12 protein-coding genes are annotated in these 12,355 nt (G+C 74.2%); 8 read left to right on the forward strand and 4 right to left on the reverse strand.

Annotated elements, in window-relative coordinates:
- The first annotated feature begins 172 nt into the window (after nt 1–172).
- From ACIGW2_RS26110 to ACIGW2_RS26125, 4 genes are all read left to right on the forward strand, one after another.
- Nucleotides 173–1,339, forward strand: a complete 1,167-nt coding sequence (locus ACIGW2_RS26110) for a CaiB/BaiF CoA transferase family protein (RefSeq protein WP_391656018.1) — start codon at nt 173–175, stop codon at nt 1,337–1,339.
- Entirely contained in the window at nt 1,336–2,487 is a 1,152-nt protein-coding gene (locus tag ACIGW2_RS26115) for an acyl-CoA dehydrogenase family protein (RefSeq protein ID WP_391656017.1), read from the forward strand. The genes ACIGW2_RS26110 and ACIGW2_RS26115 overlap by 4 nt, the downstream gene beginning before the upstream one ends.
- Nucleotides 2,488–2,572: 85 nt before the next feature.
- Nucleotides 2,573–3,787, forward strand: coding sequence for an acetyl-CoA C-acetyltransferase (locus tag ACIGW2_RS26120; RefSeq protein ID WP_356074320.1), 1,215 nt, complete (start codon nt 2,573–2,575; stop codon nt 3,785–3,787).
- A gap of 44 nt (nt 3,788–3,831) precedes the next feature.
- Nucleotides 3,832–6,009 carry a 3-hydroxyacyl-CoA dehydrogenase NAD-binding domain-containing protein gene (locus tag ACIGW2_RS26125; protein ID WP_399846341.1) on the forward strand — a complete coding sequence of 726 codons (2,178 nt, stop codon included), beginning with the start codon at nt 3,832–3,834 and terminating at the stop codon, nt 6,007–6,009.
- Here ACIGW2_RS26125 and ACIGW2_RS26130 read toward each other — a convergent pair.
- The 4 genes from ACIGW2_RS26130 to ACIGW2_RS26145 are packed head-to-tail and all read right to left on the reverse strand — an operon-like array spanning nt 5,993 to nt 9,832.
- The gene (locus tag ACIGW2_RS26130; protein ID WP_391656015.1) at nt 5,993–6,745 is read right to left on the reverse strand and encodes a MerR family transcriptional regulator; all 753 of its coding nucleotides are present in this window, start codon (nt 6,743–6,745) and stop codon (nt 5,993–5,995) included. The genes ACIGW2_RS26125 and ACIGW2_RS26130 overlap by 17 nt on opposite strands.
- Before the next feature lie 40 nt (nt 6,746–6,785).
- Nucleotides 6,786–7,922, reverse strand: coding sequence for a PP2C family protein-serine/threonine phosphatase (locus ACIGW2_RS26135; RefSeq protein WP_391656014.1), 1,137 nt, complete (start codon nt 7,920–7,922; stop codon nt 6,786–6,788).
- Between the two features lie 45 nt (nt 7,923–7,967).
- On the reverse strand, nt 7,968–8,651 hold the full coding sequence (locus tag ACIGW2_RS26140) for a response regulator (RefSeq protein WP_391656013.1): 684 nt from the start codon (nt 8,649–8,651) through the stop codon (nt 7,968–7,970).
- Complete coding sequence (locus tag ACIGW2_RS26145) at nt 8,648–9,832, reverse strand: sensor histidine kinase (protein WP_399846345.1); 1,185 nt, start codon at nt 9,830–9,832, stop codon at nt 8,648–8,650. Before ACIGW2_RS26145 ends, ACIGW2_RS26140 begins: the two co-directional genes overlap by 4 nt.
- 193 nt (nt 9,833–10,025) lie before the next feature.
- Here ACIGW2_RS26145 and ACIGW2_RS26150 point away from each other — a divergent pair, with 193 nt between their 5' ends.
- The 4 genes from ACIGW2_RS26150 to ACIGW2_RS26165 all read left to right on the forward strand — a co-directional run bounded on the left by ACIGW2_RS26150 (nt 10,026) and on the right by ACIGW2_RS26165 (nt 12,326).
- A complete protein-coding gene (locus tag ACIGW2_RS26150; RefSeq protein ID WP_399846347.1) occupies nt 10,026–10,373 on the forward strand; it encodes a DUF6223 family protein in 348 nt (115 codons plus the stop codon).
- 60 nt (nt 10,374–10,433) lie between these two features.
- Entirely contained in the window at nt 10,434–11,225 is a 792-nt protein-coding gene (locus ACIGW2_RS26155) for an alpha/beta fold hydrolase (RefSeq protein ID WP_399846350.1), read from the forward strand.
- Between the two features lie 43 nt (nt 11,226–11,268).
- Entirely contained in the window at nt 11,269–11,751 is a 483-nt protein-coding gene (locus ACIGW2_RS26160) for a macro domain-containing protein (protein WP_391656010.1), read from the forward strand.
- Between the two features lie 95 nt (nt 11,752–11,846).
- Nucleotides 11,847–12,326, forward strand: coding sequence for a hypothetical protein (locus ACIGW2_RS26165; RefSeq protein WP_399846353.1), 480 nt, complete (start codon nt 11,847–11,849; stop codon nt 12,324–12,326).
- The last annotated feature ends 29 nt before the right edge of the window (nt 12,327–12,355 follow it).

Genomic DNA, 12,355 nt, shown 5'->3' on the forward strand with positions numbered 1-12,355 from the left:
GCATGTCGGGCGGACTCTAGCGGACGGCGCCCGCCGGATGGACCCTGCGGTACTCCCGGGTAATTTCCAAGCGCTTGCTCGGCTCGGGGGCTTGTGCCGAGTGGAACACGTTCCTAGCATCTCCGGTGTTACATCATCACTGTCACACCCGCCGCGCACCCCTGGGGGCCCGATGACGACACCTGCCCGGTCCCGCACCGGACCGCTCTCCGGCGTCCGCGTGGTCGAACTCGCCGGCATCGGCCCCGGCCCCTTCGCCGCCATGCTGCTCGCCGACCTCGGCGCCGACGTCGTGCGCGTCGACCGGCCCGGCGGCCCCGGCCTCGGCATCGACCCCGCGCACGACCTCACCAACCGCAACAAGCGCTCCGTCCTCGTCGACCTCAAGGCCGAGGACGGCCCGGCCACCGTGCTCGACCTGGTCGAACGCGCCGACGTGCTCATCGAGGGCTACCGGCCCGGCGTCGCCGAGCGCCTCGGCGTCGGCCCCGAGTCCTGCCTCGCCCGCAACCCGCGGCTCGTCTACGGCCGGATGACCGGCTGGGGCCAGGACGGCCCGCTCGCGCCCACCGCGGGTCACGACATCGGCTACCTCGCCCTCACCGGCACCCTCGGCATGATCGGCCCCGACCCCGACGGCCCGCCCAGCATCCCCGCCAACCTGGTCGGCGACTACGCGGGCGGCTCGCTCTACCTGGTCGTCGGTGTCCTCGCCGCCCTCCGGCACGCCACCGAGCACGGCGAGGGCCAGGTCGTCGACGCCGCCATCGTCGACGGCGCCGCCCACCTCGCCACCATGATCCACGGGATGCTCGCGGCGGGCGGCTGGCAGGACCGGCGCGGGGTCAACCTGCTCGACGGCGGCTGCCCCTTCTACGGCACCTACGAGACCTCCGACGGCGGCTACATGGCCGTCGGCGCCCTGGAGCAGCAGTTCTACGAGGAGTTCACCCGCCTGCTCGGCATCGAGGAGGTCGCCCCGGCGCGCCGCGACCTCGCCCGCTGGGACGAGCTGCGCGCGGCCGTCGCCGCCCGCTTCCGCACCCGTACCCGCGAGGAGTGGACGGCCGTCTTCGAGGGAACCGACGCCTGCGTCGCCCCCGTCCTGTCGCTGCGCGAGGCCCCGGCGCACCCGCACCTCGCCGCCCGCGGCACCTTCGTCGAGCACGGCGGACTCGTCCAGCCCGCGCCCGCGCCCCGCTTCTCCGCCACCCCCGGCGCCGTGCGCACCGGGCCCGCGCGGCCGGGCGCCGACACCGCCGAGGTCGCCCGCGACTGGGCCGTACCCGCCCTGCACACCCCGGACGCCCCGCCCACCCAGGAGTCGAAGAACGCATGAAGCGCACCCTCTACACCGACGACCACGAGGCCTTCCGGGGAGTCGTCCGCACCTTCCTGGAGAAGGAGGTGCTGCCGCACTACGCGCAGTGGGAGAAGGACGGCATCGTCTCCCGCGAGGCCTGGCGGGCCGCCGGCCGGCAGGGGCTCCTCGGCATCGCCGTGGACGAGGAGTACGGCGGGGGCGGCAACCCCGACTTCCGCTACGCCTCCGTGCTCGCCGAGGAGTTCACCCGGGCGGCCGCCCCGGGCCTCGCCATCGGCCTGCACAACGACATCATCGGCCCGTACCTCACCAAGCTCGCCACCGACGCGCAGAAGCGCCGCTGGCTGCCCGGCTTCTGCTCCGGGGAGCTGATCACCGCCATCGCGATGACCGAGCCCGGCGCCGGCTCCGACCTCCAGGGCATCCGCACCAGCGCCGAGGACCACGGCGACCACTGGGTGCTCAACGGCTCCAAGACCTTCATCTCCAACGGCATCCTCGCCGACCTGGTGATCGTCGTGGCCAGGACCACCCCGGAGGGCGGCGCGCACGGGCTGTCCCTGCTCGTCGTCGAGCGCGGCATGGAGGGCTTCGAGCGCGGCCGCAACCTCGACAAGATCGGGCAGAAGGCCCAGGACACCGCCGAGCTGTTCTTCCGGGACGTGCGCGTGCCCAAGGAGAACCTGCTCGGCGAGCTCAACGGCGCCTTCGTCCACCTCATGACCAACCTCGCCCAGGAGCGCCTCGCCATCGCCGTCGCGGGCATCGCCGGCGCCGAGCACCTCCTGGAGCTCACCACCCGTTACGTCAAGGAGCGCGAGGCCTTCGGCCGGCCGCTCGCCAAGCTCCAGCACGTGCGCTTCGAGATCGCCGAGATGGCCACCGAGTGCGCGGTCACCCGCGCCTTCGTCGACCGCTGCATCGCCGAGCACGCCGATCCGGCGGGGCTCGGCCTCGACCCGGTGAACGCCTCCATGGCCAAGTGGTGGGCCACCGAGCTCCAGAAGCGGGTCGCCGACCGGTGCCTGCAACTGCACGGGGGATACGGCTACATGAGCGAATTCCCGGTGGCCAGGGCCTTCACCGACGGCCGCATCCAGACCATCTACGGCGGGACGACCGAGATCATGAAGGAGATCATCGGCCGCTCGCTGCTCGGCTGATCCCCCCGAGCCCCGATCCACTCCAGGACCGCCTCACCGAACCGCCCGACCGACCCGCCCGAAGACTCGCCCGAAAGGCAACACCGTGACCACCGAAGCGTACGTCTACGACGCGATCCGCACCCCGCGCGGCCGCGGCAAGGCCAACGGGGCCCTGCACGGCACCAAGCCCATCGACCTCGTCGTCGGCCTCATCCACGAGATCCGCGCCCGCTTCCCCGGACTCGACCCGGCCGCCATCGACGACATCGTGCTCGGCGTCGTCGGCCCGGTCGGCGACCAGGGCTCCGACATCGCCCGGATCGCCGCCATCGCCGCAGGACTGCCCGACACCGTCGCCGGCGTCCAGGAGAACCGCTTCTGCGCCTCCGGCCTCGAAGCCGTCAACCTCGCCGCCATGAAGGTCCGCTCCGGCTGGGAGGACCTGGTCCTGGCCGGCGGCGTCGAGTCCATGTCCCGGGTGCCGATGGCCTCCGACGGCGGCGCCTGGTTCGCCGACCCGATGACCAACATCGCCACCAACTTCGTCCCCCAGGGCATCGGCGCCGACCTCATCGCCACCATCGAGGGCTTCTCCCGCCGCGACGTCGACGAGTACGCCGCCCTCTCCCAGGAGCGCGCCGCCGCCGCCGTCAAGGACGGGCGCTTCGACCGCTCGATCGTCCCCGTCAAGGACCGGGCCGGACTCACCGTCCTCGACCACGACGAGCACCTGCGCCCCGGCACCACCGCCGACTCCCTCGCCAGGCTCAAGCCCTCCTTCGCCGACATCGGCGAGCTCGGCGGCTTCGACGCCGTCGCGCTGCAGAAGTACCACTGGATCGAGGAGATCGACCACGTCCACCACGCCGGCAACTCCTCCGGCATCGTCGACGGCGCCTCGCTGGTCGCCATCGGCTCCAAGGAGGTCGGCGAGCGTTACGGGCTGACGCCGCGCGCCCGGATCGTCTCCGCCGCCGTGTCCGGCTCCGAGCCCACCATCATGCTCACCGGCCCCGCCCCCGCCACCCGCAAGGCGCTCGCCAAGGCCGGACTCACCATCGACGACATCGACCTCATCGAGATCAACGAGGCCTTCGCCGCCGTCGTCCTGCGCTTCGTCAAGGACATGGGCGTCTCCCTCGACAAGGTCAACGTCAACGGCGGCGCCATCGCGCTCGGCCACCCGCTCGGCGCCACCGGCGCGATGATCCTCGGCACCCTCGTCGACGAGCTGGAGCGCCAGGACAAGCGCTACGGCCTCGCCACGCTGTGCGTCGGCGGCGGCATGGGCATCGCCACCGTCGTCGAGCGCGTCTGACGGCCCCGGTCCGACCTCGAACCCTCAAACGGAGAAGCATCAGCATGAGCGAGAGCACCACCATCCGCTGGGAGCAGGACGAGACCGGCGTCGTCACCCTCGTCCTCGACGACCCCGACCAGTCCGCGAACACGATGAACCAGGCCTTCCGGGCCTCCGTCAAGGCGATCGCCGACCGCGCGGTCGCCGAGAAGGACTCCATCCGCGGCATCATCTGGACCTCCGCGAAGAAGACCTTCTTCGCCGGCGGCGACCTCAAGGACATGATCAAGGCCGGCCCCGAGGACGCCCAGGCGATCTTCGACACCGCCATCGAGATCAAGGACGCCCTGCGCCGCATCGAGACCCTCGGCAAGCCGGTCGTCGCCGCCATCAACGGCGCCGCGCTCGGCGGCGGCTACGAGATCGCGCTCGCCTCCCACCACCGGATCGCCCTCGACGCCCCCGGCTCCAAGATCGGCCTCCCCGAGGTCACCCTCGGCCTGCTCCCGGGCGGTGGCGGCGTCGCCCGCACCGTACGCCTCATGGGCATCACCGACGCCCTGCTCAAGGTGCTCCTCCAGGGCACCCAGTACAACCCGAAGCGCGCCCTCGACAACGGCCTCGTCCACGAACTGGCCGCCACCCCCGAGGAGATGCTCGCCAAGGCCCGCGCCTTCGTCGACGCGCACCCCGAGTCGGCGCAGCCCTGGGACGTGCCCGGCTACAAGATCCCCGGCGGCACCCCGTCCAACCCGCGCTTCGCCGCCAACCTGCCGGCCTTCCCGGCCAACCTGCGCAAGCAGCTCAACGGCGCCCCCTACCCCGCGCCCCGCAACATCATGGCCGCGGCCGTCGAGGGCTCCCAGGTCGACTTCGAGACCGCGCTCACCATCGAGTCGCGCTACTTCACGGAGCTGGTCACCGGCCAGACCGCGAAGAACATGATCCAGGCCTTCTTCTTCGACCTCCAGGCCGTCAACTCCGGCGCCAGCCGCCCCCAGGGCATCGAGAAGCGCCAGGTCCGCAAGGTCGCCGTGCTCGGCGCCGGCATGATGGGCGCCGGCATCGCCTACTCCTGCGCCCGCGCCGGCATCGAGGTCGTCCTCAAGGACGTCTCCGCCGAGGCCGCCGCCAAGGGCAAGGCGTACTCCGAGACGCTGTGCGCCAAGGCCGTCGCCAAGGGCCGCACCACCCAGGAGAAGGCCGACGCCCTGCTCGCCCTGATCACCCCGACCGCCGACGTCGCCGACCTGGCCGGCTGCGACGCCGTCATCGAGGCGGTCTTCGAGGACACCGCGCTCAAGCACAAGGTCTTCCAGGAGATCCAGCACGTCGTCGAGCCCGACGCGCTGCTCTGCTCCAACACCTCCACCCTGCCCATCACCGTGCTCGCCGAGGGCGTCGAGCGGCAGGACGACTTCATCGGCCTGCACTTCTTCTCGCCCGTCGACAAGATGCCGCTGGTCGAGATCATCAAGGGCGAGCGCACCGGCGACACGGCCCTGGCCCGCGCCTTCGACCTGGTCCGCCAGATCAACAAGACGCCGATCGTCGTCAACGACTCCCGCGGCTTCTTCACCTCCCGGGTCATCGGCCACTTCATCAACGAGGGCGTCGCCATGGTCGGCGAGGGCGCCGAGCCCGCCTCCGTCGAGCAGGCCGCCGCCCAGGCCGGCTACCCGGCGAAGGTCCTCTCCCTCATGGACGAGCTGACCCTCACCCTGCCGCGCAAGATCCGCAACGAGACGAAGAAGGCCGTCGAGGAGGCCGGCGGCACCTGGGTCAGCCACCCGGGCGAGCTCGTCATCGACCGCATGGTCGACGAGTTCGGCCGCCCGGGGCGCAGCGGCGGCGCCGGCTTCTACGAGTACGGCGAGGACGGCAAGCGCGGGAAGCTGTGGCCCGGGCTGCGCGAGCACTTCACCAAGCCGGAGCTGGACATCCCGTTCCGGGACATGCAGGAGCGGATGCTCTTCTCCGAGGCCCTGGACACCGTCCGGCTCCTGGAGGAGGGCGTGCTGACCTCGGTCGCCGACGCCAACATCGGCTCCATCCTCGGCATCGGCTTCCCCGCGTGGACCGGTGGCGTGCTCCAGTACATCAACGGGTACGAGGGAGGCGTCGCCGGCTTCGTCGAGCGGGCGCGCGAACTCGCGGCCACCTACGGCGAGCGCTTCACCCCGCCCGCCCTGCTGGTGGAGAAGGCCGAGCGGGGCGAGGTCTTCACGGACGCCCGGTAGCCCGGAAGGCCGTCCGCAGCTCCTCGCTGAGCGAGCGCTGGAAGGCCGTCAGGAGGGCCTGGACCACCATCGGCTGCATGTGCGCCGAGAGCGACTTCATCGCGGTCAGGTGGTCCGGGTCCTCGCCGCTCTCCCGGTACGGGTTCCACACCTGCTCCCGGAACAGCCGGGCCAGCTCCTGCGCGGCGCTGCGCGCGTGCTCCAGGAGCACGGTCCGCGAGGCCAGGATCGTCTCGTGCTCGATGGGCACGCCGAGCAGCTCCACCCCGAGCCGCAGCAGCGCCCCGTCCAGCCGGAACGTGTCCGGATCGGCGGTGCGGTCGAGCACCCCCATCGCGGCCAGCCGGTCCACGTCCCGGTCCGCGAGCGCCCGCCCGGCCCGCCGCTCCAGCTCGGCCCGGGTGATCTCCTCGGCCGACTCCGGCGCCCAGGACGCCACCAGCGCCCGGTGGATCGCCAGGTCCTGCGCGCTCAGGTCCGGCGGCAGCTGCTCCAGATACCGCTCGATCGCCGCGAGCGTCATCCCCTGCCGCTGCAACTCCTCGATCAGCGCCAGCCGCGACAGATGCACCGGCCCGTACCGCCCGACCCGCCGCGCCCCGATCACGGGCGGCGGCAAAAGCCCCCGCGTCCCGTAGAACCGCACGGTCCGCACCGTGACCCCGGCCCGGGCGGCCAGCTCGTCCACGGTGTAGCCGGGCTCGTCGGCCCGCTCCTGGCTCGCCTGCTGCTGCATGGTTCAACAGTATTGCTGTCTCACCAGACATGTAAAAGAGTCACGTGCCCGGCGGAAGCCGCTCGACCGCGACGAGCGCCGCGTCGTCGCCGAGGTGCCCGCCCGCGTACGCCTGGAGATCGGCCCGCAGCCGGGCGAGCAGGGTCGGCGGGTCGTCCCCGGCCCAGGCCGGCAGGCGCTCGGCGAGCGGATAGAACGCGCGGCTGTGGTCGCGGGCCTCGACGACTCCGTCCGTGTAGAGCAGCAGGACGTCACCGACGCGGAAGGGGAAGGTCTCCACGCCGGTGCCGGCGCCGGTGCCGTCAGCGGCGTCCGTGTCGGGGGCCACGATGTCCGAGAGCCCGAGGGGCGGGCCGGCCCCGGTGCCGCCGAGCGGGACCACCCGCCCCTCGCGCAGCAGCAGCGGCGGCGGATGCCCGCGGTTGACGAGCCGCACCACCGGCTCGTCGTCGGGCACGTCGAGCACCAGCGCGGTCACGAAGGCCTCGTCCGCGAGGGTGCTCCCCTCCGCGTCCGCCGCGACGACCCCCGCCTCCAGCTGCCCGACCAGGTCCGGCAGCTCCCGCTCCCGCCCCGCGGTCACCCGGAAGGCACCGAGCACCAGCGAGGCCTCGCTGATCGCGTCGAGCCCCTTCCCCCGGGCGTCCCCGATCAGCAGCCGCGTCCCCCGCCCCGTACGCGCCGCCGCGTACAGGTCCCCGCCCATCTGCGCCTCCTCCTCGGCCGCCAGGTACTCCGAGGCGATCCGCAACGGCCCCGCCCGCTGCGGCAGCGGCCGCAGCACCACGCTCTGCGCGGCGTGCGCGACGGCCCGCAGCCGGGTCACCCGGCCCTCGTCCCGCTCCCGCAGGTGTGCGAAGAAGGTCACGATCACCGAGATCAGCACGAGCGCGACGATCTGGTACGTGTGATTGAGATCGGTGATGCTCGTCCGCGCCAACGCCACCACCGACTGCGCCAGCACCGCGACCGCCCCCACGAACGCGGTCATCCGCGCCCCCGCGAACGACGCCGCCACCGCCGGCGCGGCCACCAGAAACGGCCCCAGATGCACCTCGGGCGGCACCAGCACGTCCACCACGGTCACCGCCGTGATCAACCCGAACGGCACGCACAACAACCACCGCCCGCCACGCCGCGACGGACGGAGCCTCCCTTCCCGCCGACGGACCTCCATGGGACAGGCATACCCGAGCGACAGGGGCCTGTCCTGTTACGGGGGCTACCGCCGGACCGGGACGGTGCTGCCCGGGGTGACCAGGCCCGACTCGTAGGCCAGGACCACCAGCTGGGCGCGGTCGCGGGCGGCGAGTTTGGTCATGGCGCGGTTGACGTGGGTCTTCGCCGTCATCGGGGTGATCACCATGTGCGCGGCGATCTCGTCGTTGGACAGGCCGCGCGCGACCAGGGTGACCGCCTCGCGCTCGCGGGCGGTCAGCGCGTCGAGGGCCGGGGAGGGGGCCGGGGGAGCGGTGGGGGGCTGGGTGACGTAGCGCTGGATCAGCCGGCGGGTGAGGGAGGGGGCGAGGAGGGCGTCGCCGCGGGCGGCCACCCGGACGGCGTGCAGGAAGTCCTCCGGCAGGACGTCCTTCACCAGGAACCCCGCGGCCCCCGCGCGCAGCGCGTCGAGGACGTACTCGTCCAGGCCGTAGTTGGTCAAAATCACCACGTGGACCCCGGCGAGCGCCGGGTCGGAGGCGATCCGGCGGGTCGCCTCGATGCCGTCCACCAAGGGCATCCGGATGTCCACGAGCGCCACGTCCGGCACGTGCGCGCGGGCCAGTGCCAGGCCCTCCGCGCCGTCGGCGGCCTCCGCCACCACCTCGATGTCCTCCTCCAGGTCGAGCAGCGCGCGGAACCCGCTGCGGATCAGCGGCTGGTCGTCCACCAGCAGCACCCGGATCACGAGACACGCCCCGTCGCGGGCGCGGACGCGGCCGCCGGCTCGGGCGCCACCGGAAGCTCCGCGCGGACCGCGAAGCCGCCCTCCGCGCGCGGCTCCGCGCGCAGCCGCCCGCCGAGCGCCGTCACCCGCTCCCGCATGCCCAGCAGCCCCAGGCCCGGCGCCGGCACCCGGTCCGGCCGGGCCCGCCCGTCGTCCTCGACCCGTACGGACACCGCGTCGGCCCGGCAGGCGACCCGCACCGACACCGTCCGCGCCCCCGCGTGCCGGGCCACATTGGTCAGCGACTCCTGGACGATCCGGTAGACGGTGCGGTCCACCGCCGCCGGCACGTCCGGCCGCCGCCCCCCGGCCACCCCGTCCGCCTCCACCGTGAGCGTCGCGTCCAGACCGAACGACCGCGCCCGCTCCACCAGTTCGGGCACCGCGTCGAGCCCGCGGGGCGGCGCCGTGTCGTCGTCCCGCAGCGCCTCCAGCGTCGCGCGCAGCTCCCGGCTCGCCTCGCGCCCCGCCTCCTGGATCGCCAGCAACGCCGCCGGCACCTCCTCGCCGCGCCGCCGCGCCACGTGCACGGCGACCTCCGCCTGGAGCTTCACCACCGAGATCTGGTGGGTGAGCGAGTCGTGCAGCTCGCGGGCGATCCGCAGCCGCTCCTCGTCGGCACGGCGCCGCGCCGTCTCCTCCCGGGTCCGCTCCGCCTCGTCCGCCCGCCGCTCCGCCTGCCGCAGCGCCTCTCCCGCCGCCCAGGCCGCGATCAGCCAGGCCAGCTGCAGCGCCCCGCGCGCCTGCGCGAACGCCTCGCCCGGATCGTCCAGACCGTCCGGGCCGGACACCAGCAGCGCCACCGGCAGCCCCGCGATCATGGCCAGGCTCATCACCGCGGTGACCGCGCGACGGCCCGCCCGCACCGCCGCGTACACCGCGCACAGATAGGCGACCGCCGGCACGTCGAAGCCCGCCGCCTGGTAGCCCACCGCGCACAGCCCGGTCACCACCAGGACCGCGACCGGGGCCCGGCGGCGCGCGAGCAGCGCGAGACCACCGGCCGCGAGCAGCCCGTAACCGAGCATCGCCGGTCCCGGGGAGCGCTCCGCCACCCCCGTCACCAGCAGCGCCGCCGCCACGCCGAGCGCGATCAGCGGGTCCCCGAACCGGGCCCACAGCCCTGCCGCACCAGCCTTCATGCGCGCACCCTAACCGGCCGCCCCGCGCCGCCGGATCCCCCGCACGGACCAGGCCCGGCTACCACGGACGCGGTAGCCGGGCCGCGTCCTGCCGCCGGCGCGGCAGCACAGGAGTCCGCGTCCGCCGGACGACCGCACGGGGACGCGCCGGACATCCTCGGAGCACACCGTGACCGGAGAGAAGGAGCACCCCATGACCACCGCCCCGACCGCGCTCGCCGCCGTCAGCGCCTACACCCTCAGCCCCGGCCGGATCGGATCCTCCGCGGCCGCCGTGATCGGCCTGCTCGCCGCCGTCACCGCCTGGCGCGCCCTGAGCGGGCGCCCCGGCCATCTCGGCCGCCTCGGCGGCGCCCCCGCGCTGGGCGCCGGCCTGTTCGCGATGGCCCTCGGCGCCCTGGTCGCGGCCACCGCCGACGGCGGCCTCGGCACCGGCAACGGCCTCGGCGGCGCCTACGTCGCCCTCCTGGTCGGCGCCCTCGCCACCGTCCTGGCCGCCAGGGTCCTCCGCCGCGCCCGCCGTACGGGCGGAGCCGGCTGAGCGGCGCCCTCCTGATCGGCGCCCGGGGCCCGCACCGCCGGCCGTGACAGCCTGGAGTCCATGACGACGAACGGTCCCGGGCCCGGCCCCGTGCGCGCGACCCTGCACCTCGACGGCCGGCGGCTCTCCTACCTCGACCACGGGGGACCCGGACGCGTCCTGCTCGCCCTCCACGGGCACTTCGCCGAGGGACACACCTTCACGGCCCTCGCCCGGGCGCTGGGGCCACGGCACCGGGTCGTCGCCCCGGACCAGCGCGGGCACGGGCACTCCGACCCGGCGGCGGACTACTCCCGCGAGGGATACGTCGCCGATGTCGCCGCCCTCCTCGACCACCTGGGGCTGCGGACCGTGGACCTGCTCGGGCACTCGCTCGGCGGGGTCAACGCCTACCAGTTCGCGGCCCGGCACCCGGAGCGGGTGCGGGCGCTGGTCGTCGAGGACATCGGCGCCGAGGTCGACGGCGACCTCTCCTTCTGCCTCGACTGGCCGCGCAGGGCCCCCACCCGCGCGGCCCTCCTCGCGCGTCTCGGCAGCTCCGCCCCGTACCTCGCCGACGCGATCCGGGAGCACCCCGACGGGGGCTGGGGGCTCGCCTTCCGGCCCGAGGACATGGTCGCCTCGCAGCGCGCCCTCAACGGCGGCCACTGGGCGGACTGGCTGGCCGGCGCGGGTCCGGCCCTGCTGGTCCGGGGCAGCCGGAGCGGGGTCCTCGGCGCGGAGCACGCCCGGGAGATGGCCGCCCGCCGCCCCGGCGCCCGGCTCGTCGAACTGCCCGCCGGGCACACCGTCCACGCCACCGACCCGGCCGGATTCGCCGCCGTCGTGCGGGACTTCCTCGGCGCGGAGTAGTCCGTCCCGGCCCGTTGTCAGACCCGGCTCGTACGGTGGTTCCATGAACGCGATCGAGTACGTACGGGGGGACGCCACTGCGCCGCGCGGCAAGGGCGTCAAGATCGTGGCGCACGTCTGCAACGACCTGGGCGGCTGGGGGAAGGGCTTCGTCCTCGCCGTCTCGCGCCGCTGGCCGGAGCCGGAGGCGGCCTTCCGCCGCTGGCACCGCGAGCGCGCGCGGAACGACTTCGGGCTGGGCGCGGCGCAGTTCGTGCGGGTCGAGCCGTACGTGTGGGTGGCCAACCTGGTGGGCCAGCGGGGGATACGGACGGGGCGCAGCACCGGAGTGCCCGTGCGCTACGAGGCGATCGACGCCGCGCTCGTCCTGCTCGCCGGAAAGGCGGCGGAGCTGGGGGCCTCCGTGCACATGCCCCGGATCGGCTGCGGCCTGGCCGGCGGGCGCTGGGAGCGGGTCGAGCCGCTGATCGCCGAGCGCCTGGTGGCCCGGGGGATACCGGTCACGGTGTACGACGTCGGGGCGTAGCCCCCGCGGGCGTGGGGGCGGGCGCGGGGGCGAGGCGTTCCGGACGCTAGAGTCATGCGCCTGTTCGAATCAGGGGCATGACACAGGGGAGGGGTATGCAGGCGCAACTCAGGGAGAAGGCCACGGAGTTGGCCGAGGTCCTGTGGAAGGAGCACACCGTCTACCGCGAGCGCGGCGGCGGAGTGGTGATCCGCGGCGATCATGTGCGCCGCTGGATCAGCCTGGCGCCGACCGGGGGCAAGGACCAGGCGCTGATGCGCGCCGGACGGATCCTGGACGGCGGGACCACCGCGCCGGCCCGTCTGGAGGTCGTCGTGGACCTGGCCTCCGGCACGGCCGAGCTCGCCGCGGTCTGCCGCCGACTGCTCGCGGAGACCGCGGCGGACGCCGCGCCCTCCACCGCCGGCGCCCGGCCGCCCCGGGCCGCCCGCGCGAGCGGCGGCAAGGGGAGGGCGAAGGCCCCGCGCGCTCCGCGCCCGGGGCGCCACACCGGTGTCGGCTCGTGGGTGGTGCTGCTGTGCGTCGGCGGCGTCGTCGCCCTCTGGGCGTACACCGTCTTCGGCGGCGCCTCCTGAGGGAGGGGACGGCGAGGCGCCGCGGGCCC

Source organism: Streptomyces sp. NPDC053541 (genome assembly GCF_044544705.1).
In the GTDB taxonomy this organism is placed as follows: domain Bacteria; phylum Actinomycetota; class Actinomycetes; order Streptomycetales; family Streptomycetaceae; genus Streptomyces.

Excerpts from the sequence above, each read along its gene's own strand:
- ACIGW2_RS26110 (WP_391656018.1), top strand. The coding sequence starts at position 173 with ATGACGACACCTGCCCGGTCCCGCACCGGACCGCTCTCCGGCGTCCGC.
- ACIGW2_RS26115 (WP_391656017.1), top strand. The coding sequence starts at position 1,336 with ATGAAGCGCACCCTCTACACCGACGACCACGAGGCCTTCCGGGGAGTC.
- ACIGW2_RS26125 (WP_399846341.1), top strand. The coding sequence starts at position 3,832 with ATGAGCGAGAGCACCACCATCCGCTGGGAGCAGGACGAGACCGGCGTC.
- ACIGW2_RS26130 (WP_391656015.1), bottom strand. The coding sequence starts at position 6,745 with ATGCAGCAGCAGGCGAGCCAGGAGCGGGCCGACGAGCCCGGCTACACC.
- ACIGW2_RS26135 (WP_391656014.1), bottom strand. The coding sequence starts at position 7,922 with ATGGAGGTCCGTCGGCGGGAAGGGAGGCTCCGTCCGTCGCGGCGTGGC.
- ACIGW2_RS26145 (WP_399846345.1), bottom strand. The coding sequence starts at position 9,832 with ATGAAGGCTGGTGCGGCAGGGCTGTGGGCCCGGTTCGGGGACCCGCTG.
- ACIGW2_RS26150 (WP_399846347.1), top strand. The coding sequence starts at position 10,026 with ATGACCACCGCCCCGACCGCGCTCGCCGCCGTCAGCGCCTACACCCTC.
- ACIGW2_RS26155 (WP_399846350.1), top strand. The coding sequence starts at position 10,434 with ATGACGACGAACGGTCCCGGGCCCGGCCCCGTGCGCGCGACCCTGCAC.
- ACIGW2_RS26160 (WP_391656010.1), top strand. The coding sequence starts at position 11,269 with ATGAACGCGATCGAGTACGTACGGGGGGACGCCACTGCGCCGCGCGGC.
- ACIGW2_RS26165 (WP_399846353.1), top strand. The coding sequence starts at position 11,847 with ATGCAGGCGCAACTCAGGGAGAAGGCCACGGAGTTGGCCGAGGTCCTG.